Raw genomic sequence first — 21,389 nt, 5'->3', positions numbered from 1 at the left:
GTCCCCCGGCTTAGTAGTGAAGCGTACGTTTTATGGCTTCGTACGTCTTTGTTTCATCTGGCATATATTCTTTTTCGTGCGCCAAAGGATACGGCGTGTCTAAACCACACACTCTTGCAATAGGCGCTTCAAGATATAAGAAACAACGTTCCTGAATGCTCGCTGCGATTTCACTCGCAAAGCCACCCGTTAGCGGTGCTTCGTGGTTTATCAATAAACGACCTGTTTTCATTACAGATTGCATAACCGTTTCAACGTCCCACGGTAATATGCTGCGTAAATCGATAATTTCACACGACACACCATCTTCAAGTGCCATCTCTGCGGCTTTTTGCAGAATTTCTATTTGCGCGCCCCATCCCAGTAACGTGATATCGCTACCTTCTTGAACGATATCTGCCTTACCTAACGGTAGTTCGTAATCTTCCTCAGGCACTTCTGACACTGAAGCACGGTAAAGACGCTTAGGCTCCATAAACAATACGGGGTTTTTATCGCGAATAGACGCAAGCAACAGACCTTTTGCTTGGTATGGGTCACGAGGGACTACAATCTTTAACCCTGGGCAGTGAGCGAAGAAGGCCTCTGGTGATTGACTGTGATAATGGCCACCGGCAATACCGCCGCCATAAGGTGTACGAATTGTTAGCGTACCAACGTCGAACTGACCGCCTGAACGATAGCGCCATTTAGCCGTCTCATTCACGATTTGGTCAAACGCAGGGAAAATGTAATCACCGAATTGAATTTCAGCAACAGGTACAGAGCCCTGTGATGCTAATCCGTTTGCGAAGCCGATAATGCCTTGTTCAGTAAGCGGCGTGTTAAAGCAACGTGCTTTGCCGAATTTTTCCTGAAGATGGCTGGTCGCACGGAATACGCCACCAAAATGGCCAACGTCTTCGCCAAAGACCATTACTTTTTCATCTTCGGTCATGGCTGTGATGAGTGCATTATTAATTGCTTGAAGTAGATTCATCTTAGCCATTATTTTACTCTCCCTGCTGTTTTAGGGTACATCTTCGGGTACTTCTTAATATGCGCTTTCAATTCACTGAGTTGTTCTTTTAAGTGCCAAGGTGCTGTGTCGTATACATCTTCGACAATGTCTTCAATGGCACATACGTCAGTCTTTTCACAACTCTTCATTGCTGCTAGAACGTCTTGTCTTGCTTTATCGACGCGTTTTTGGTTCTCAGCCTCGTCAAACCAGCCTTTGCTTTCTAACCATTTCGCCATACGAGCGATAGGGTCTTTTGCACGCCACTTATCTTCTTCTTCACGAGAGCGATAGCCTGTTGGGTCGTCTGACGTGGAGTGCGCCGCTAAGCGATAAGTCATGGCTTCAATAAGTACAGGACACTTTTCTTCAATGGCAATACGACGGGCTTCTTTTGTAGCTGCGTAGATGGCTAACACATCGTTACCATCAACACGGATGGTTTTAATTCCGTAACCCAAACCACGAGACGCAATGCCGTCACCCGCGAATTGCTCTTCTGCTGGTGTTGAAATGGCGTAGCCATTATTTCGGCAAAAGAAGATTACTGGGCAGTTTAGTACAGCGGCCATATTTAGCCCTGCATGGAAGTCCCCTTCTGAGGCTGCACCTTCACCGAAGTAACAGATAGTAACCACATCTTTACCTGACATTTTTTGGCCATAGGCATATCCAGATGCTTGAGGGATCTGTGTGCCTAGTGGTGAAGATATCGTCATAAAGTTAAGTGGTTTGTCACCATAATGGATAGGCATTTGACGTCCTTTGTTCGGGTCGTCTTTATTGCTAAACATTTGGTTCATGAATTGTTCTGTGGTGTATCCGCGGTACGCCAATGCGCCTTGCTCACGGTACTGAGACATGATCATGTCGTCGTCCGATAGTGCTGCAGCACTTGCTACTGAAGCCGCTTCTTCGCCTGTGCTGGCCAAGTAAAAACTAATGCGACCTTGGCGCTGCGCGCCGACCATACGTTCGTCTAATACTCGAATGTAATGCATGGTATTAAATATTTTTAATGCTTCCTCTTTGCTGAGGTCAGGCTCAACTGCTTTTTCAATGAGTTCACCTTCAGCAGAAAGAATTTGCAGCATTGGGATATCAACAACCCCTTTAGTAATAATTTCGACCTTATTTGTTGTTTTTACTTCGGCCAAATGATTTCTGTCTTTCACGTTTGTTCCCCTTAAATATGAGGGTTAATAGCGACTTATAGAGTTTGAAATATGCTAGATGAGGAGAAGCAGGAGTGTCTTACTTATTAAAAGGTATTTTTCAAAATGGGTGAAATAGCCATACTCATTTAATTTGGTTGGGAAGGATAATCGTCCTAAAAACGTAAAACATATGTAAATTATATGAAAACGCAGTAGGATATTTTTCATCAGGAAAGTGCGTTTCTGTGCTGCGGTACGTTGTACCAAAGGTTTATTAAAGTAATTTTATTTCAATAAATATGCGGTTCACCTGCACTTTTACGCCTAAATATTCTAGTTTTTTTCATAATGAAGCTTCTTCCAAATGTAACAAAATATGTAAATTGTGTATTTCTGAAATACACATTACATAACCTAAAAAAGTGTGCTAACAATAAATGTGTCATGACGACTTGAAGTGATTTAAAAAGGCAAATGACCTTTAAAGCGTTACAAAGATCGTCAGACCCAGGGAACTTTTCACACGAGAATAATTATGAAAAAAACAATTATTAGCACGGTAGTTGCCACTGCCTTAGCAGGTTCTGCTTTTGGCGCGTTTGCACTATCAAATCAAATTTCCGGTCATAGCGTTGAACAACAAAACGCTATCGAAGCATCTTTCGACAAGAAAAACATTCTTGCAAACGCTATCCAAGTTAATAGCGATAGTGTTCGTGTAATTATCCAACTGTACGATGCCCCGATGGCACAGTTTAGCGGAGTAAATCCAAGTGTTAGCAGCATGGCTGCGCATAAAGGTCAAAAGGTTAACTTTGCATCTAATGCTGCAAAGGAATACAAATCATTCCTTGAAGCTAAACAGCAATCTGTAATCCAATCGATTAGAGCTTTTGATAAATCATTTAAAGCTGACCTATCTTACACTGCAGCATTCAACGGCTTTGCGGGTATTGTGTCAAAAAGCTCGCTTGATAAGCTTTCAAGCCTGTCAAATGTTAAAGCAGTTTATCCAGATGTTATTCATCATGCGCAAATGGACGCAAGCCTTGACCTAATTGGTGCTGTTGAAACGTGGGAACAATTTGGCGGTAAAGAAAGCGCCGGTGCTGGTGTAAAAGTAGCCGTCATTGATAGCGGTATTCGCCCAGAAAACCCACTATTTAGCGGTGAGAACTTTGAAGCGCCAGCTGCAGAAACGCTACCTACAGATGATTATTGTTCAGAAGTTCCTGATTTTTGTAACAACAAGCTTATCGTTGCACGTGCAGCTGACATTGTAGAAGGTTTCGCGGTTGTTGAGGAAGAATATGAAAGCCCACTAGGTTTCAACGGACACGGTACACACGTTGCCGGTACTGCCGTTGGTAACTTTGGTGTTATGGCTGAGCGCGATGGAGCTGAAGCCGAAATCTCAGGTGTTGCACCTGCGGCCTACCTGATGGCTTATAAAGGTCTTTACGCTACGCCAGCAAACCCTGCGTCTTCAAGTGGCGCCTCGTCTATGTTGCTTTCAATGCTAGAAGCGGCCTTAGTAGACGGTGCTGATGTTGTTAATAACTCGTGGGGCGGCGGCGCAGGCGGCAACCCTAACGGTTCTGTTTACGAAGACGTTCTTGAAGCTATGCACGATGCCGGCGTAGTTACAGTATTTGCCGCAGGTAACGATGGCCCTGGAGAAGGAACTATAGGTTGCCCTGGTTGTTCTGAAGACGTTATTACTGTAGCTGCAACAACAACAGATCGTTTATTTGCTAATGAGTTGACAATTGAAGGTGATACTTCAATTGGCACTATCCCTGCACTTTACTCTGTTGGTAACCCAAGCATTGTTTTTGATACGGCTTTAACTGCACCCGTTGTTTATGCTGGTGAAGTTGCAGAGGCTAACGTTGAAGGTTGTGAAGAGTTTGCTGCCGGTGCGTTTGACGGTGCTATTGCGCTTATTAGCCGTGGTACATGTGGATTCGTAACAAAAATAGAAAATGCTGAAGCTGCAGGTGCGGTTGCGGTTGTAATTCACAACGTCGACGGACGTGGTGAAGCTCCGATCCTAATGGGTGGTCTTAGCCCAGACCAGACTGTTCCATCATTCATGGTACCTGCAACACCGGGTCAGGAATTAGCAACCCTAATCTCAGGTACTGAGGAAGCGGTAAATATTACAATCGGTGCTGAAGTGGTTCGCGTTGTATCTGAAAGCTTAGCGGACATTATGGCCGACTTTAGCTCACGTGGTCCAAACGGCGATCCTACGTTCCTTAAACCGAACATTGCCGCACCGGGTGTAAGAATCTTCTCTGGTGAATCTCCAGATGCTCCTGGTCATGAAGGCGAGAACTTCTCGTTTAAAGGTGGTACGTCAATGGCGTCTCCACACGTAGCTGGCGCAGCGGCTCTACTTAAACAAATGCACCCAGATTGGACTGCACAACAGATTAAGAGTGCCCTTGTAACTTCTTCTATCCGTGATGTACTTAAAGAAGATGCAGCTACTCAAGCCGACAACTTTGACATGGGTGCAGGTCGTCTAGATCTTCCTCGTGCAACTAGTGTTGAACTTACTTATAGCGATTTGAGCCTTGTAGATGGTAACTGTTATCTGAACTGTGAAATGTCTATAACGGTAACAAATACAAGTGACGAAGATGTAACTGTTGATGCAACAGCGATGTTTAACGACCCCGCAATTGTAGCAACCGTTACACCACAAATGGCTACCCTAGCAGCAGGTGCTTCAGCTGAGATTATGGTCGCGGTAGACGTAACTACAGCTTCTACTGGTTCATGGTCTTTCGGTGGCATTAACTGGGCTGATACAGACGATACTACGACGGATTACTTTATCCCTGTAGCGGTTTATCCAATTAGCAGCGATGAGCCTTCTCTATTCGATAGTGACGTGAGTAATCAATTCGCAGCTGAAGGTGAACTAGTTGTTACTGAAGCATTTGCTACTAACACTGATGTTACTGGTATGATTAGTATATCTGGTGAAATTGATCACAAATACGACATCAACCCGTCAACGATTTCTGCTGTTAAAAACGGTAACCAAGAACCTGTAAGCTACGACGCTGAATCTGGCACGGTATATTGGGAAGGTGCATTAAATACTGCGTCATTCTCAATGAATGCAGACACCACAATTGGTGACCTACTTGAAGGCTTCGGCTTAGGTAGATACGTTCCTATGGCTTCAATTGGCGTTGCCCCTCTTGTGTGTTCTGGTGCGTGTGATGATGCGTCTATTGAAATTAGCTTGCCGCGTACTATCACCTATCTAGGTGCTGAGTACACCACCATGCAGATTTCTTCGAATGGTTTTGTATCACTAGGCACAAGTTCAGGTAACATTACTACTCCGTTTGCTGAAGTGCTTCCTAATCTAAGCGAGCCTAATAACATTGTTGCTCCATATTGGACTGACTTGGATTTAGCTGGCGGTGGTGCTGGTACGGGTAACATTTATGCGGTAAGTCTCACAACAGGTCACTTCGTTGTTGAGTGGGAAAATGCTCAGATTTGGAATGAAGAAGGTACAAGCTTTAACTTCCAGCTATGGTTTGAGTACGAAACAGGTAACGTGAACTTTGTTTACGGTCCAATGGACACGCCAGTGTATGCAACTGTTGTTGGTGCAGAGAATTCATCTGGTAGTGTCGGTACTACCCTTGCGTCACTAACGTCAGCAGGCGTCCAAGGCACTCTTCCAGTGGAAGGTGATGAGTTCGTACTAACGGCTAATGCAGGCGATGAAGTAAGAATCAGTTATGCAGGTACTGTAATTCCTTCAAGCGAGTATATGGACGATATGCTCTCAGTGAACGAAGATGCGTCGGTAACGGCTAATATTCTTGCTAATGAAATGGATAGCACCATTATTAACACGTTTACTATGGAATCGCTTTCAGGAGACTTCCGTACGTTTACGCCTATTACAATCGATAAAGCGCCACTTGATCCGTCAACTGTTACAGTTACTACTGAAGCGGCAAACGGTACAGTGACGGTTAACGATGATGGTACGGTAACCTACACGCCAAATGCAGACTTCTTCGGTGAAGACGCATTTACCTACACAGTTCAGGTTGAGGGTACCACTACTGACGCAGGCGAAGTTGTTGAAGGCGACATCGTAGGCGAAGGTACAGTAACGGTAGCGGTTGCAGGCGTACAAGATGCACCTGTCCTTTCAATCTCTGCGCCATCTAGCGTAGATGAAGGTGAGTCATTCACCGTAACTGCATCGGCCACTGACGCAGACGGCGACGACGTTACTATCACTATTGACGGTGTTGAGACAACGTCATTTACTGGAACTGCACCAAGCCACGAGCAAGCTAGTAGTGTAACCGTTCAAGTAACAGCAACCGACGGTATTGATACAACCACAGACAGCGTAACTATCGCAGTTAACGATAAGTCTGGCGGTTCTATGGGTTGGATTGCATTGCTTCTAGCACCAGCGGTATACCTGCGTAGACGCATGAAACGTTCATAACGTTCTCTTCATAAGCAAAAAAGGCCGCAATCGCGGCCTTTTTTAATCGTCGTTAGAAAGTTGCCGTAAGTGCTGAGACATCCTTTTACTCGGTTGCACCCCTAGCTCACGAAATTTCTCAATTTGCCTTACGATATTCCCTCGCCCGCTAGTTAATTTATTCATAGCTTGCTCATAACTTGCTTGTGCGCTATCCATAGACTTTCCTACCTTTTCCATGTCAACGATAAAGCCAACAAACTTGTCGTAAAGCTTTGCCGCTTGGTCAGCAATTAGCTGGGCATTTTGATTTTGGTATTCATATTGCCAAATATTGTTAATGGTTCTTAATGCAACCAGTAAATTTGTTGGGCTTACCAACATTATGTTGTGATTGAGTGCCAAGGTGACTAATTCGGGCTCTTCTTCAACTGCGATAAGAAATGCAGGTTCTATGGGGATAAATAACAAAACGTAATCCAGCGTTTTTATGCCTTGTAAGGTTTGATAGTCTTTTGCGCCAAGGCCCTTAATGTGGCCTTTTATGGATGATACATGTTGACTTAAATATTGCGCCTTCTCGGTTTCATTGTCGCAATTGTAATAACGCTCATAGGCGGCAAGACTTACTTTTGAGTCAATAATTACGTCTTTATCGTTGGGCAAATGAACTACGACGTCTGGTTGGAAACGCTTGCCTTGGTCTGATGTCGCAGACATTTGAGTTTCGAACTCATGCCCTTCGCGTAAACCCGACTCCTTCAGAATACGCTCCAACACTACCTCGCCCCAGTTTCCTTGTTTTTTATTATCACCTTTGAGTGCACTGGTGAGTGCTGCGGCTTCCTCAGTTATTTTCTGATTAAGGGCTTTTAAACTTAAAATTTCTGTTTTAAGTGAAGCTCGCTCTTGGCCTTCACGTATATGTTGCTCATTTATTTGGCGTTTAAAGCCCTCTAATTCGTTCTTAAACGGTGCAAGTACAGCTTCTATGTTGTGTTTGGTTTGCTGCGTGTATCGCTGCTGTTTTTCTTCAAAGATACGGTTTGCTAAATTCTCAAACTGAGTCTGCAGACGTTGTTCAGATGCATTCATAGACGCAAGCTTATCTTCATGCGCAGTATGAAGCGCCTGAATTTTTGCTTGGTGCGCATCGTTTTGTGCTTGAAGCTTGGCAATTGCAATACGCTCGCTATTCAAATCATTTTGTAGCTGCTCATTGATTTGCGAAAGCTGCGCTATCTTGGTGGCATTCGCCTGGCCTCGAATAAATGAATAAAGAGAAAAAGCACACACACTTACGAAGGCTATTAGAAAGGAAATGGGTTCGCTAGAAATAAGGTTAATTAACATAGTGCACGTTCATACTGTTATTTTGTACAGCACTATAAACAAAATCAGATAAATATACCAACTGGTATAAATTTAAAATGAAATTGGGGCAAAACGTCTAGCACGTAAACCTTTGAAAAAATGAAACTACACAAATGAAAACGGGTGCTATTGCACCCGTTTTTTGTACTGTGAAGAAAAACCTAATTAGCTTTCTTAAGCAGAACGGCTCATCTTAAGTTTTGCCTTCCTCTCTATTTAGATAGCGAGGCATCAAGCTCTTCAATTTTTGCTTTCCAAATGGCCGGACCATTTTTGTGAGCATTGGCACCCGTGCTGTCTACTGCAACGGTTACCGGCATATCTTCTACGTCGAACTCGTAAATGGCTTCCATACCCAAGTCCTCGAATGCTACGACACGAGATTTCTTAATGGCTTTAGATACGAGGTACGCTGCACCTCCAACTGCCATTAGATAAACCGCTTTGTGTTTAGCAATTGAATCAACGGTTGCTGGACCACGCTCTGCTTTTCCAATCATGCCAATAAGGCCTGTTTTCTCTAGCATCATGTCAGTAAACTTATCCATACGGGTAGCCGTTGTCGGGCCAGCCGGACCAACCACTTCGTCACCCACTGCATCTACAGGGCCAACGTAATAGATAAAGCGGTTAGTTAGGTCAACGCCCTCAGGCAAACCTTCACCGTTTTCCATCATGGTTTGAATGCGCTTGTGAGCGGCATCACGGCCGGTAAGCATCTTACCTGACAACAGTACCGTTTCACCTACTTTCCACTCTTGGATATCTTCTTTTGTTACTTCATCAAGGTTAACGCGGCGAGTGTTTTCACTCACTTCCCAAGTTACTTCTGGCCAATCTTCTAACTTTGGTGGTGTTAACTCGGCTGGACCTGAACCATCTAAATAGAAATGTGCGTGACGAGTCGCCGCACAGTTAGGGATCATTGCTACAGGTTTTGACGCAGCATGAGTAGGTAGCGACTTAATCTTAACGTCAACAACAGTCGTTAAACCACCTAGGCCTTGCGCACCGATACCCAACTTATTTACGCGGTCAAAAATTTCTAAGCGAAGTTTTTCGTCGGTAGTTTGCGGGCCACGCTCTATAAGCTCCTGGATGTCTACTGGGTCCATAAGGCTTTCTTTCGCAAGTACTGCTGCTTTTTCAGCCGTACCGCCAATACCTATACCAAGCATTCCAGGCGGACACCAGCCAGCGCCCATTGTCGGCAATGTTTTTACTACCCAGTCAGCGATATCATCGCTTGGATTAAGCATTACCATTTTCGATTTGTTTTCAGAGCCGCCGCCTTTAGCCGCGATCATTACTTCAATCTTTTCGCCTGCCACCATATCAATGTGAACAACTGAGGGCGTATTGTCTTTAGTGTTTTTACGCGCACCGGCAGGGTCAGCAACGATAGAGGCGCGAAGTGGATTGTCTGGATTAAGGTATGCACGACGTGTACCTTCATCAACCATTTCTTGAACGGTCATGTCAGTTTTATCCCACGTCACTCCCATACCAACTTTAACAAAACAGGTTACGATCCCCGTGTCTTGACACAAAGGGCGCTTACCCTCTGCCGACATGCGTGAGTTGATAAGAATTTGTGCCATCGCGTCTTTCGCGGCTTGGCTCTTTTCCTTCTTATAGGCTTCTTCTACGGCTTTAACGTAATCGAGCGGGTGATAATAAGAAATAAATTGCAGGGCATCTTCAATGCTGTCAATGAAGTCTTGTTGACGGATAACGGTCATGACATCCTCTTTTTATTTGGCTTTCGTGGTCTTAGCTAGCTAAAAAAGCGTATACTAGCGCATCTAAAGACAACGCACCATGTAAAACCATGTGCTTGTGGCTAATTCCAGTCATTTTTAAAAACTATGCTGAAGGGATATCAGAAAAAGTAGCCTAATGTCACTGGTTATTAGCCGTTATTTGTTAACGCCAGTTAGAAATAGAAGGACGTTTGGTGCTTAATTCGAGCACCAAACGCCCACGATAAAAAGAAGTACAGAAAACACCTATGTCACACGCAGATACTATTCACGTTCATGTTTCCCGTTTCACTGCAGAGGAATTAGCCGACAAATTAGCGCTAAATTGTGACGAGAACGCAGCCGTTTTCAATGCACTTTTTAAGCGAGTATCTACACACCCATACTCCCTGTTACTAGATACTTCCGGTTCGTCAAAAAGTGAAGGTCGCTTCAATATCATGGCATTTTCGCCTTCCGCAGTTATCGAAGCAAAAGGTGATAGGGTTCAACTCATCGAACTAAACACTTCAAAGCGCCAGGAATTGACACAGGCCCCCTTTGAAGCGGTGCAAGCACACTTACATGCGCGCGTTTCAAATATACAGATACATGCCAGTGTAAATACATCGCACCTTCCTTTCATTATCGGTGTGGCTGGTATGGCAGGCTATGACACTGGGCGCTTTTATGAAACGATGCCAAGCATCGCCAAAGATGACTACGAAACCCCTGATTTCGCGGTTGGCCTTTATCTTCGTTCGCTCATTGAAGATACAAAAACAGGCTACATCTATTATTGCTCCGTTGACAGTCAATCGCTGACTCAGGTTTTTTCTTCGTTCAACGACGAAACTCCTGAGCCAAATTTCAAGTTAACGTCACGATTCGAATCAAATTTGTCTAAAACGGATTATGAAGCTTGTTTGGATAAAATACAGGCCTATTTGCGTGCCGGTGACTGCTACCAGGTAAATATGGCGCAACGTTTTAGCGCAGCGTTTGAAGGGAATATGTGGCAAGCATATTGTGAGCTACGCAATCAAAATCAAGCACCATTTTCAGCGTTTTATAACCTTCCCCAAGGTTGTATTGCTTCCATTTCACCAGAACGCTTTTTACGCGTTAAAGATGGGGTTGTAGAAACAAAACCGATAAAGGGTACACGCCCGCGATTTGAAGACAAAGAAGAAGATGCCGCCAGTGCACAGAGCTTGCTCTCAGCAGAAAAAGACCGTGCAGAAAATCTTATGATTGTAGATCTGCTGCGCAACGATATTTCAAAGCACTGCAAACCTCACTCGGTAAACGTACCTGCACTCTTTGCTCTTGAAAGTTATCAGGCTGTGCACCATTTAGTAAGTACGGTAACCGGTGAATTAAATGAGTCTTCTTCGCCTTTATCCCTTCTGGCGTCGGCATTTCCTGGAGGGTCAATAACTGGAGCACCGAAAATCCGCGCGATGGAAGTTATCGATGAGCTTGAGCCACACCGCCGGAATATCTACTGTGGCAGCGTGTTCTATATGGGTTTTCGTGAAGACATGGATTCAAGTATTTGTATTAGAACCGTACTGGCAGAGAACCGTCGATTACATTGCTGGGCCGGTGGTGGTATTGTGCTAGATTCTGTTTCTAGCGAAGAATATCAAGAAACTCTTGATAAAGTGTCTAGAATACTGCCAGTACTTGAATCAATTAACCAATAGCATAGTATGCTGTATGTAATGTTTTAGCAGAAAGGTAAGCATGTAGGTTGTAAGCAAATATCTATGACAAAGAACGAGTTCCTATCACAGTTTCACCACTTAAGGCAGCCCCACACCGAGCCAGATTTTCCGTTGCGAAAAACAGGACGCCCTGCGGCTGTACTTATCCCCCTGATAGATTACGGGAATTCGCTTCAATTACTGCTTACCGAACGCGCTCACCACCTCAAGCATCACCCAGGTCAAATCAGTTTTCCAGGCGGAGCGGTCGACGAAGCTGACAACTCTTTTTTTGACGCAGCACTTAGAGAAGCTGAAGAAGAAGTTGGTTTACCCGCTACCCACGTTGACGTAGTAGGAATGTTGCCTAGATACCGAACCATCAGTGGATATGAAATCGCGCCAGTGGTTGGCTTTGTAAAGCCTGACTTTACACCGATTATTGACAAAAATGAGGTAGAAAGCGCTTTTGAGGTGCCTCTGGCACATGTGTTAGACAGAAAAAATCATTTAGTTCACACGACGCATCGCGATAAAAAGGCATTTCCAATTTACTTTATCCCATGGAAAAACCGTATGATATGGGGCGCAACGGCGGCAATGTTACGCAATCTATCTCATCATATTCACCCATAGCCTTTGTATTTGCTTATCCGCTCTTGTGTGTACTATAAATTAAACTTTACAGCGTATTAGCAAAACTAATCCCTTTATTAGCTTTTCTGTATTGTGGTTTTTACGCGGTGGATGCATGATCTTACTATTACTTTGTTTTAATTTTTAAAGTTTATGATCAGTGTATTTGATATGTTCAGCGTGGGCATTGGCCCATCGAGTTCGCACACCGTAGGACCAATGAAAGCAGGCGCCGAGTTTGTCACTGAACTCGCTCAGGAAGCTGCGCTTTTTGATTCAGTGGATAGCGTGAAAGTTGAACTGTTTGGCTCTCTTGGTCAAACTGGTATCGGCCATGGTACTGGCAAAGCCGTTATCTTGGGCCTTTTGGGGGAGTTACCCGACGTTGTCGACGTAGACAGTATAGAAACTAAACTTGAAGAAATTCGCAACAGCGAAAAACTCTGTCTTAACGGCCTAAAGTCAGTGCGCTTTCCTAATAAAAACGCTATTGTCTTCCATCGTCGAAAAACACTACCAAAGCACGCGAACGCATTAACTTTTTATGCGTATTCAAAAGACGAGTTGGTCAAAGAGCAAACTTACTACAGTATTGGTGGTGGTTTTATCATAAAAGATGAGGACTTTGACGCCACTAAAGCTCACGCAGCCAGTCTGCAGGAATCTGTTCCCTTTCCTTTCAAAACCGCTGGCGACCTTCTAGCGTTGTGCAAGAATAATGGTTTGAGTATTAGCTCATTAATGCTGCGAAACGAAGCGACTTTTAGGCCTAAGCACGAAGTTAAACAACAACTTCATAATATCTGGTTAGTAATGAAAGCCTGCATACAACGCGGTATTGAAAGCGAAGGGATTTTGCCTGGCGGTTTGAAAGTAGTACGTCGTGCTCCTGGCTTGTATCGTCGTCTTCAAACTGAACATACCAACGATCCCATGCAGACCATGGACTGGGTAAACTTGTTCGCTTTAGCAGTAAATGAAGAAAACGCAGTTGGGGGTCGAGTTGTCACCGCACCAACTAATGGTGCAGCGGGTATTATTCCAGCGGTGCTACAGTACGTTGATAAATTTATCAGACCAGTGGATGAAGAAGTAGCAAGCCGCTTCCTGCTTACTGCAGGCGCTATTGGTATTCTCTATAAAGAGAATGCGTCGATTTCTGGTGCTGAAGTAGGCTGCCAAGGTGAAGTGGGTGTTGCGTGTTCAATGGCTGCAGGAGCCTTAGCGGAAATTATGGGTGGCACAGCCGCTTCGGTTGAAAATGCTGCTGAAATAGGAATGGAGCATAATCTAGGTCTAACCTGTGATCCTGTTGGTGGCCTTGTTCAGGTGCCATGCATTGAGCGAAATGCCATGGGCGCGATAAAAGCCATCAACGCATCTCGCCTTGCATTGCGAGGAACCGGAGAGCAGAAGGTATCATTAGATAAGGTTATTAAAACGATGCGCGATACAGGTAACGATATGAAGACTAAGTATAAAGAAACGGCGCGAGGTGGACTCGCGGTAAATATTATCGAATGTTAGCGTCTCGTTCGAACTAGATAGTGTGTGAATTGCAAAAAAGGGGCAGATAGCCCCTTTTTACATGAACGTTTTTAACAAGCGCTACGTTTACTTTACTGGAAGCGTTACGCCTTTAAACATCTTTTCCACTTCTTCGTTATTTTTCAGCATCATGGCCTTCTCGACCTTGTCTTTTGTTAGGTGTGGCGCAAAACGTTCAATAAAGTCATACATGTAGCTTCTTAAGAACGAGCCTTTTCTAAAGCCAATTTTGGTAGTGCTGTAATCGAATAAGTGACTCGCATCTATTTTTACCAAGTCATCATCTAGTTCTTCACTGACGGCCATAGAGGCTATTACGCCAATACCTACTCCTAGGCGTACATAAGTTTTAATTACGTCGGCATCGGTAGCAGTGAATACAATCTTTGGCGTTAGCCCAGCCCTTTCGAAGGCTTGGTCTAACTCAGAACGTCCTGTAAAACCGAAAACGTACGTAACTAATGGATACTTTGCGATATCAGAAATATCGATAGTGCCCTTTTTCGACAGCGGATGATCTTTGTTTACGATTACACTGCGATTCCAGTGATAACAGGGAAGCATGACCAAATCGTTGTATAAGTGCAGTGCTTCTGTGGCAATAGCAAAATCAGCTTCGCCTTTAGCTGCTAAGTCGCTAATTTGCGATGGCGTACCTTGGTGCATATGCAGTGAAACTTTGGGGTATTTGCCCATAAAACCCTGTATCACATCAGGTAATGCATAACGGGCCTGCGTATGGGTAGTCGCAATATTAAGTTTACCTTGGTCAGGAAGTGTGTGCTCTCTAGCCACGGCTTTAATACTTTCAACTTTCGCCAAGATTTCACGCGCAATATTAATTACATCGTTGCCTGCATCAGTAACGTGTGTAAGGTGCTTTCCACTACGGCCAAAAATTTGAACGCCTAGCTCATCTTCTAACATGCGAACTTGTTTGCTAATACCAGGCTGAGAGGTATACAAACTTTCTGCAGTTGCCGACACGTTCAAATTATTATTGAGGACTTCTACGATATACCGTAGTTGCTGTAGCTTCATATTTTACACCGTTCAAAGGATAGACTGACACTTTACTCCCACCGTTATAACCAAAACTACTGTTTTTTACTAGTTGCTATTACAAAATTTGCATTATAAAGTTGAATTTGTTTATTTTTTTACAAATTTACGCGTAATTTGCCCTTCATTGTTCAATCTCTTCTACAGTATGTTTAGGGTGAAATAGTCGCACGGCGTTTAATAGTTAATGAGTAGCAGTAAACAGGTTACATCCACAATTGATTTTTCATCGGTACTAGCTGCAGCTGTACACGATATGAAAAACTCACTTTTTCTTTTGATTCAGTCTATTGAAACGCTAAGCGATACCCTCTCTCCGCGGGACACAAAAGCAAGAGAACAAGTTGCCAGTGTTCATTATGAAGCGTCTAGGCTTAACACTAACCTTGTTCAGATCCTCTCTTTATACAGAGCAGAGCTAGAAAGCCTTCCCATAACGGTTGACGAAAGTTTTCTAAAAGATCTAGTAGAAGACGTTATCGGCTCAAATGCGCTGTACGTAGCTCAAAAAAATATTGATATAGTCATTGATATTGAAGAAGACTTGAGCTGGTATTTGGACAGTGAGTTAATTTATTTACTTTTGAACGACGTCATTATAAACGCTATGCGCTATGGGACATCAAAAATACTTGTTTCAGCGCATGTCGACGATAATGATTTTATGACATTAAAAATTGAAGATGATGGTAGTGGTTACCCAGACGAAATGTTATCCAAAAGCCACGAAGATTTGTGTGACTTTGAATTAAGCCAAGGCCGGACAGGTTTGGGGCTATTCTTTGCCAAACTTATTGCAAGTGCGCATTCGCAAGGCGATAGATATGGCACTATTGCCCTATCAAATGATGGATGTTTCGGCGGAAGTGTATTTGAAGTAAAAATACCGTAGTATTGTCCGATAACAATAGATAATTCAGAAAGTAACGCTCGCGTTTAAGAAAAAACTGACGTTATAAGAAATAAAAACAGACGGAAACACACGCATGTACGTGATTATTATTATTTTAATTGTTGTCTTGCTTATTGCAGCTATTTTCATAAATGCAATACAACAACATCGACAAAAGCAAGAGGCGGAGCGACGTACTGAACTTGCTAAGCAACGTACCCTTGTCGATGAAACGGAAAACGTTATCGCTGCAAGTGTAAATATGCCGGTATCTTCACGTATTATGGGCATTCTTCATAATCGTATTCTTAATGCACTTAAAGCGATGAACGAGTTATCAAGCACCGCTGAGTTAAAGCAAAGAATTTCTAGTAGTGAGCAAGCGACGGCTGCGGCACTCTCTGACAACTCTGGCGCTACGACGGAGTTCTCGTTACCCGACAACGACAAAATGATTATTCAGTATATTCAAGCGGTTAAAAAACTTCGTATTATCCTTCGCTCTGAGCACAGCAAAGGTCAAATTGATTCTAAAGTATTCATGGATGAAGATAAGCAGCTTGAACGCTTGCAGGTAAAAGTAAATGTAGAAACATTGATTAAGCGCGGCCGCGCTGCGCTTCAAACCAATATGCTTGGGTCTGCCAGACAGTATTTTGAAAAGGCGAAAAACGCACTAGAAAATCAAAACCCTCAAGATGAATACTCAATGTCTAAACTTTCTACACTTAACGAGTGGTTACACGACATACAAAGCAACCTTAAGAGTGTGAACGAAAAGGATCGCGCTAAGAAGCAAGAAGAAGAAAGAGACGAATTAGACGAGTTGTTCGCACCTAAAAAGAAGTGGTAGGTCGAACCTTTTCTTAAGAATAAAGCGCATTATTTCACTCATAATGCGCTACGGCCATGTCCCACATAGATTGAGCCGGCAGAGATAACCCTTTTCGCGCGTTTCGAATTATTCCAATATTTTTCACCAGAGGCATGTCACTAATTTCTTTTGTTACTAGCCCCAATCCCTCCATTTGCGCTTTACAAATCGCTGGCATAATGGATATTCCTAATCCATTTAGAATAAGCTTTCCGAGGGTAGATAGCTGCCCGGTTTCCGCGATTATATTTAACTCACCATATTGTGCTAGCTTAGATTGAGTCCAGTGGCGTACTGCAGATCCCCTATTCATCATTACTAATGGCAGTTTAAGACAATCCTGCCAATGCAACTTGTCCCCTAAATGGGCTGATTGTGCTTTGTTGGTCACAACAACAAACTCATCGGCGAATAGGCTTTTAAACACTAAACCATCTTTGCGCTCTGGTTCAAACGAGAAACCAATTTCACTACGACCAGTAGTAACTTCATGAATTACCTGTTCCATAACTACATCGACAATTCGCAAGTTAACGTTTGGAATACGTTGATGAAAAACTGACAAGATATTTGGCAGATGAGATTCTGCAAATGACGGCATGGCGCAGATGGTAAGCTGCCCTTTCGCCATAGCAAACAAATTTTGAATATCAGAAAATGTATTGTCCCAGTCGTGCAGTAGCCTCAAAGCATTTGGAAACAACACCTCTCCTTCCGGTGTTAGACTTACATTGCGTGTATTGCGTTGAAATAACTTACCGCCTAACTGCTCTTCCATTTTTTTAATTGCCGATGATAAAGCTGGTTGTGTTAAGTGCAGATTTACCGCTGCTTCAGCAAAGGTTGATGATTTTGCCACTTCTACAAACGCTTTTATTTGACGGTATGAAACATCCATAAATTTTTCAACTCAGCCCATCTATTAATAAACAATATTTATTAATTGCAAGATTAATTCGATTTTACAAATGAAGCAACAATGTCGATACTTATTTTTAACAAATACATTGGAGATAGAGAATGGCGGGATTTAACAAAGTTGTATCCTCATACGAAGAAGCAATGACTGGCCTTAAAGATGGGATGACAGTTATTGCGGGCGGCTTCGGTTTGTGTGGCATTCCTGAAGGACTGATAGGCCAAATTAAGAAAATGGGCGTTTCTGGACTTACTGTAGTTTCTAATAACTGTGGTGTAGATGGATTTGGCTTGGGCCTTTTATTGGAAGATAAGCAAATAGCCAAAATGGTGTCTTCTTATGTAGGTGAAAATGCCCTGTTTGAGAAACAACTGCTTAACGGTGAGTTGGAAGTTGAACTTACACCTCAAGGAACGCTGGCTGAAAAAATGCGCGCCGGTGGTGCTGGCATTCCTGCATTCTACACTGCCACAGGTTATGGCACGCCCGTTGGTGAAGGAAAAGAAGTCAAAGAATTCAACGGTCGCCCTTATATTCTTGAACATGCTATTACTGGAGACTTTGCCATTGTAAAAGCATGGAAAGCAGATACTTACGGAAACTGTATTTATCGCCATACAGCACAAAACTTTAATCCTATGGCCGCTACTGCAGGTAAAATCACTGTGGTAGAAGCAGAGGAAATTGTAGAGCCTGGTGAATTGAACCCTAGCGAGATCCACACTCCGGGGATTTATGTAAACCGTGTCATTCAAGGTTCATTTGAAAAACGAATTGAACGCCGTGTAGTTAGCAAGGAGTCAGTGTAATGCTTAGTAGAGAACAAATCGCAATGCGCGTCGCTCAAGAGTTTAAAGATGGCGATTACGTCAATTTAGGCATAGGAATCCCTACCCTTGCAGCTAACTATGTGCCAGATGACATCAGTGTGATGCTACAGTCAGAAAACGGCCTTTTGGGTATGGGACGTTACCCGACTGAAAATGAAATTGACGCTGATATGATAAACGCGGGTAAAGAAACGGTAACGGCTATCACGGGCGCGTCTATTTTTAGTAGCGCTGAGAGCTTTGCCATGATCCGCGGTGGTCACGTCGACTTTACTGTACTTGGCGCATTTGAGGTTGATGTGTCAGGTAATATTGCGTCTTGGATGATACCAGGCAAACTCGTTAAAGGCATGGGCGGCGCTATGGACCTAGTTGCTGGCGCAAAGAACATCATCGTTACTATGACCCATACCGACAAACACGGTAACCCAAAACTACTTAGCGAATGCACCTTACCGTTAACCGGAGTGAACTGTATTACGCGCATTATTACCGACTTAGCAGTGCTGAGTGTTGAAGACGGTGCATTTGTGCTTCAAGAGCGTGCACCGGGCGTCAGCGTTGACGAAATTAAAGAGAAAACGGGCGGAAAGCTCGTTGTTCCTGACAATGTACCTGAAATGCAGTTTTAAACTAATTCAAATAAACTCTGCGTTTAATTGAGCTTCTCATTTAATTGTGCTTAGCAATGTCGCGCTTATCATTCAGCAATTATGCTCTTGTGGTAAGCGCGCGCCATTGAGTTAACTCACATTTTTGCTTTAACTTTATATTCTTCGTTGAGTAACGAATGTTACAAGTGCCCGCCTTAGTTATGCAAACTTATAAGCCTTTCCATTAAACCTTTAAATGCACCGTGCATTAAGGGATAATGCGCTCGAATGTCATTTTAAAAAGGCTATACCTTCTTGCTAGTTACTGATTTACCTGTTCACCACAAAATTATTTCAAAGCTCGAAACGAAAAACATTTCGACGCTAACCGAAATTCAAGAACGCACTATGCTGCCTGCTATTCAGGGCAAAGATATTATTGCGTCATCAAAAACGGGGTCAGGTAAAACCTTCGCCTTTTTAGTGCCAGCTATAAACAGGCTAATGTCGCAAAAAGCCCTTAGTCGTCAAGACCCACGCGCACTTATTCTTGCGCCAACTCGTGAGCTAGCCAAACAAGTTTTCATTGAAGCTAAATCAATGTGTACCGGGCTAAATCTTACTTGTTCACTTATTGTGGGCGGTGAAAATTATAACGACCAAGTTAAAGCGCTTCGCCGTAACCCTCACATTATCGTTGGTACCGCTGGTCGTGTAGCCGATCATCTATTAGATAAAAGTGTGTATTTAAACGGTTTAGAGTTGCTTATCTTTGATGAAGCCGACCGAATGTTAGACTTAGGCTTCTCTGCTCAGCTTAAAATGATTAACGACTATGCTGATCACAGAAAGCGTCAAACTATGTTGTTTTCTGCCACGCTCGATAATATTGAGCTAAAGTATATGACAACGCAGTTAACCAAAGGCGCTGTTCGTGTGGCTGTAGGAGACTCAACCGCAGAGCATGGCGATATCGAACAGAAGTGCTTCTTTGCAGACAATGTTGATAACAAAGATCAAATTTTACAGTTTGAACTAGCCAATCGTACCTACAACCAAGCTATCGTATTTACAGCTACCCGTGAAGATACCGATAGAATTGCAGCACTGCTTAACGAACAAAACTTAGAAGCTATTGCGCTTCGTGGTGATATGCTACAAAGCCAACGCGCAGCAGTCATGAGTGCGTTTGCTCGTGGACAGCACAGTATTCTGGTTACTACCGACCTCGCCTCTCGTGGACTAGATTTATCAAAAGTAGGTTTGGTAGTTAACTTTGACCTTCCTAAGAACGCGGATGAATACATTCACCGTATCGGCCGTACAGGCCGTGCTGGGCAAAAAGGCGAAGCATTCTCGCTAATTGGCCCTCGTGATTGGAACAGTTTCGAGGGGCTTAAGAATCACCTTCAATATGCATTAGAGTGTTCACCGCATGACGAATTCTCGGCATCTTTTAAAGGTTTTACGCCGAAGCAAAAAGTGTCAAAACAATCAAATGCGAAAAATGGTAAAAAGCGCGTAGCGAAACCAGCAAAACCTGGCACTAAAAAGCGTGTCGATACCATGTCTGGAGAAGATATTGGTATGGTTCCTGTGAAACGCAAGCCAAGAAACACTCTGTCTGACGACGAATAAAACTCTATATCGTAGTTTGAACCATCACCACCGCTAGTCACAATTCACTGTTGAATAGCGGTGTGTAACCTTTTACTTTGTTTTTAATCACATTTCCTGTAGCCCTTTGATGGAACACTTCGCCATCATAAGCTCTACTACGCATATAGCATTAATGCGATTGCGCTGACTACACGCTTCAACTGTTTGTAACAAAGCGTGTAAGCGGCACAAACTCCCCTTTAAAATGGATTTTAACCACATGAAATTTATAAAGTTCGTATCGTTAGCCTTGTTTATAGTAATAGTCGTTGTGGCACTCTCCTATGAAAAAATAATAGCACGCGTATTGTTGCCGCAGTACATAGAGTGGGCACATGAAACAGATATGAAAGGCTTAAAAATAGGTCAACCGTTGAATGAACAAGAATTGGCGCTAGCAGCGGAGATAGGCATTAAACAGCCTAAGAAAGTAAGAATTGTTTATGTAGATGAAGTGCCATATCCCTACGAAAACTTCGCGCTTAAAGTGTTTGGCGAAGCCGTTGGACTTGTTGGAGAAGGAATAATAAATAACGCACAAGTTTTCGGCTATTCGATTTATGCTCGTAAAGATTTCGAGCTTAATAGACCAAAGTTAGCCCACGAATTAGTGCATGTGTTACAGATTGAACGAGCCAGTTTAGATGAAGTTGTCACCCAACACTTTTTCGACATGGCTGAATACGGTTACGATAAAGCCCCACTAGAAGTAGAAGCGTCCGCAGCCAACAAAGTATACAGCGCTGATTGGTAATTTATATTCACCAAGAATTGCTTTTTAGGGCGCCGGTGATTGTTTAGAGTAGCGTTTGTGTTAAAGGTTCGTTTGGGAGAAGATACTGACAATTCTACTTTTATTCGACTACTTCCGTTTTGTGCCAAAGGACTAAACCGCTCCGCGGTAGTAGTGC

16 protein-coding genes are annotated in these 21,389 nt (G+C 43.3%); 10 read left to right on the top strand and 6 right to left on the bottom strand.

What is annotated here, in order from left to right; all coding sequences use genetic code 11:
• Nucleotides 1-10: 10 nt before the first annotated feature.
• Together ACX5KA_RS04090 and ACX5KA_RS04085 are read right to left on the bottom strand one after the other, a co-directional pair.
• On the bottom strand, nucleotides 11-988 hold the full coding sequence (locus tag ACX5KA_RS04090) for an alpha-ketoacid dehydrogenase subunit beta (protein ID WP_039220227.1): 978 nt from the start codon (nucleotides 986-988) through the stop codon (nucleotides 11-13).
• Nucleotides 988-2,175 (bottom strand): thiamine pyrophosphate-dependent dehydrogenase E1 component subunit alpha, encoded by a 1,188-nt coding sequence (locus ACX5KA_RS04085; RefSeq protein ID WP_014976583.1) that lies wholly within the window; start codon nucleotides 2,173-2,175, stop codon nucleotides 988-990. Before ACX5KA_RS04085 ends, ACX5KA_RS04090 begins: the two co-directional genes overlap by 1 nt.
• Nucleotides 2,176-2,692: 517 nt before the next feature.
• Between ACX5KA_RS04085 and ACX5KA_RS04080 the strand changes: the two genes are divergently transcribed.
• Complete coding sequence (locus ACX5KA_RS04080; RefSeq protein ID WP_458730483.1) at nucleotides 2,693-6,661, top strand: S8 family serine peptidase; 3,969 nt, start codon at nucleotides 2,693-2,695, stop codon at nucleotides 6,659-6,661.
• A 42-nt stretch (nucleotides 6,662-6,703) separates the two neighbouring features.
• Here ACX5KA_RS04080 and rmuC read toward each other — a convergent pair whose 3' ends face one another.
• Together rmuC and ACX5KA_RS04070 are read right to left on the bottom strand one after the other, a co-directional pair.
• Nucleotides 6,704-7,993, bottom strand: a complete 1,290-nt coding sequence (rmuC, locus tag ACX5KA_RS04075; protein ID WP_458730482.1) for a DNA recombination protein RmuC — start codon at nucleotides 7,991-7,993, stop codon at nucleotides 6,704-6,706.
• 233 nt (nucleotides 7,994-8,226) lie between these two features.
• Nucleotides 8,227-9,756 carry a fumarate hydratase gene (locus ACX5KA_RS04070; RefSeq protein WP_014949528.1) on the bottom strand — a complete coding sequence of 510 codons (1,530 nt, stop codon included), beginning with the start codon at nucleotides 9,754-9,756 and terminating at the stop codon, nucleotides 8,227-8,229.
• Between the two features lie 269 nt (nucleotides 9,757-10,025).
• On the opposite strand from ACX5KA_RS04070, the gene pabB reads away from it, so the two are divergent.
• The 3 genes from pabB to ACX5KA_RS04055 all read left to right on the top strand — a co-directional run bounded on the left by pabB (nucleotide 10,026) and on the right by ACX5KA_RS04055 (nucleotide 13,628).
• Entirely contained in the window at nucleotides 10,026-11,465 is a 1,440-nt protein-coding gene (gene pabB, locus ACX5KA_RS04065; protein WP_458730481.1) for an aminodeoxychorismate synthase component I, read from the top strand.
• A 63-nt stretch (nucleotides 11,466-11,528) separates the two neighbouring features.
• On the top strand, nucleotides 11,529-12,101 hold the full coding sequence (locus tag ACX5KA_RS04060) for a CoA pyrophosphatase (RefSeq protein WP_039220243.1): 573 nt from the start codon (nucleotides 11,529-11,531) through the stop codon (nucleotides 12,099-12,101).
• Nucleotides 12,102-12,254: 153 nt separating this feature from the next.
• Nucleotides 12,255-13,628: an L-serine ammonia-lyase gene (locus ACX5KA_RS04055; RefSeq protein ID WP_458730480.1), complete on the top strand. Its 1,374-nt coding sequence runs from the start codon at nucleotides 12,255-12,257 to the stop codon at nucleotides 13,626-13,628.
• Nucleotides 13,629-13,715: 87 nt separating this feature from the next.
• Here ACX5KA_RS04055 and cysB read toward each other — a convergent pair whose 3' ends face one another.
• Nucleotides 13,716-14,690, bottom strand: coding sequence for an HTH-type transcriptional regulator CysB (gene cysB, locus ACX5KA_RS04050; protein WP_039220248.1), 975 nt, complete (start codon nucleotides 14,688-14,690; stop codon nucleotides 13,716-13,718).
• Nucleotides 14,691-14,898: 208 nt separating this feature from the next.
• Here cysB and ACX5KA_RS04045 point away from each other — a divergent pair, with 208 nt between their 5' ends.
• Nucleotides 14,899-15,603 carry a sensor histidine kinase gene (locus ACX5KA_RS04045; RefSeq protein WP_458730479.1) on the top strand — a complete coding sequence of 235 codons (705 nt, stop codon included), beginning with the start codon at nucleotides 14,899-14,901 and terminating at the stop codon, nucleotides 15,601-15,603.
• Nucleotides 15,604-15,697: 94 nt separating this feature from the next.
• A complete protein-coding gene (locus ACX5KA_RS04040) occupies nucleotides 15,698-16,456 on the top strand; it encodes a membrane protein (RefSeq protein WP_039220252.1) in 759 nt (252 codons plus the stop codon).
• 34 nt (nucleotides 16,457-16,490) lie between these two features.
• Here ACX5KA_RS04040 and ACX5KA_RS04035 read toward each other — a convergent pair whose 3' ends face one another.
• On the bottom strand, nucleotides 16,491-17,375 hold the full coding sequence (locus ACX5KA_RS04035) for a LysR family transcriptional regulator (RefSeq protein WP_014949521.1): 885 nt from the start codon (nucleotides 17,373-17,375) through the stop codon (nucleotides 16,491-16,493).
• A 122-nt stretch (nucleotides 17,376-17,497) separates the two neighbouring features.
• Between ACX5KA_RS04035 and ACX5KA_RS04030 the strand changes: the two genes are divergently transcribed.
• The 4 genes from ACX5KA_RS04030 (at nucleotide 17,498) to ACX5KA_RS04015 (ending at nucleotide 21,232) form a co-directional block, all read left to right on the top strand.
• Entirely contained in the window at nucleotides 17,498-18,205 is a 708-nt protein-coding gene (locus tag ACX5KA_RS04030) for a CoA transferase subunit A (RefSeq protein WP_458730478.1), read from the top strand.
• On the top strand, nucleotides 18,205-18,858 hold the full coding sequence (locus tag ACX5KA_RS04025) for a CoA transferase subunit B (protein WP_039220256.1): 654 nt from the start codon (nucleotides 18,205-18,207) through the stop codon (nucleotides 18,856-18,858). Before ACX5KA_RS04030 ends, ACX5KA_RS04025 begins: the two co-directional genes overlap by 1 nt.
• Nucleotides 18,859-19,134: 276 nt before the next feature.
• A complete protein-coding gene (locus ACX5KA_RS04020) occupies nucleotides 19,135-20,457 on the top strand; it encodes a DEAD/DEAH box helicase (protein ID WP_458730477.1) in 1,323 nt (440 codons plus the stop codon).
• 241 nt (nucleotides 20,458-20,698) lie between these two features.
• A complete protein-coding gene (locus ACX5KA_RS04015) occupies nucleotides 20,699-21,232 on the top strand; it encodes a hypothetical protein (RefSeq protein ID WP_239246715.1) in 534 nt (177 codons plus the stop codon).
• The last annotated feature ends 157 nt before the right edge of the window (nucleotides 21,233-21,389 follow it).

The sequence above is a fragment of the Alteromonas alvinellae genome (genome assembly GCF_902705805.1).
Note: the sequence above shows the minus strand (reverse complement) of the source record. Positions and strands in the feature narration are given on the sequence as shown.

Excerpts from the sequence above, each read along its gene's own strand:
- pabB (WP_458730481.1), top strand. The coding sequence starts at position 10,026 with ATGTCACACGCAGATACTATTCACGTTCATGTTTCCCGTTTCACTGCA.
- ACX5KA_RS04025 (WP_039220256.1), top strand. The coding sequence starts at position 18,205 with ATGCTTAGTAGAGAACAAATCGCAATGCGCGTCGCTCAAGAGTTTAAA.
- ACX5KA_RS04070 (WP_014949528.1), bottom strand. The coding sequence starts at position 9,756 with ATGACCGTTATCCGTCAACAAGACTTCATTGACAGCATTGAAGATGCC.
- ACX5KA_RS04040 (WP_039220252.1), top strand. The coding sequence starts at position 15,698 with ATGTACGTGATTATTATTATTTTAATTGTTGTCTTGCTTATTGCAGCT.
- ACX5KA_RS04045 (WP_458730479.1), top strand. The coding sequence starts at position 14,899 with ATGAGTAGCAGTAAACAGGTTACATCCACAATTGATTTTTCATCGGTA.
- ACX5KA_RS04060 (WP_039220243.1), top strand. The coding sequence starts at position 11,529 with ATGACAAAGAACGAGTTCCTATCACAGTTTCACCACTTAAGGCAGCCC.
- ACX5KA_RS04030 (WP_458730478.1), top strand. The coding sequence starts at position 17,498 with ATGGCGGGATTTAACAAAGTTGTATCCTCATACGAAGAAGCAATGACT.
- cysB (WP_039220248.1), bottom strand. The coding sequence starts at position 14,690 with ATGAAGCTACAGCAACTACGGTATATCGTAGAAGTCCTCAATAATAAT.
- rmuC (WP_458730482.1), bottom strand. The coding sequence starts at position 7,993 with ATGTTAATTAACCTTATTTCTAGCGAACCCATTTCCTTTCTAATAGCC.
- ACX5KA_RS04090 (WP_039220227.1), bottom strand. The coding sequence starts at position 988 with ATGGCTAAGATGAATCTACTTCAAGCAATTAATAATGCACTCATCACA.
- ACX5KA_RS04015 (WP_239246715.1), top strand. The coding sequence starts at position 20,699 with ATGAAATTTATAAAGTTCGTATCGTTAGCCTTGTTTATAGTAATAGTC.
- ACX5KA_RS04035 (WP_014949521.1), bottom strand. The coding sequence starts at position 17,375 with ATGGATGTTTCATACCGTCAAATAAAAGCGTTTGTAGAAGTGGCAAAA.
- ACX5KA_RS04055 (WP_458730480.1), top strand. The coding sequence starts at position 12,255 with ATGATCAGTGTATTTGATATGTTCAGCGTGGGCATTGGCCCATCGAGT.
- ACX5KA_RS04080 (WP_458730483.1), top strand. The coding sequence starts at position 2,693 with ATGAAAAAAACAATTATTAGCACGGTAGTTGCCACTGCCTTAGCAGGT.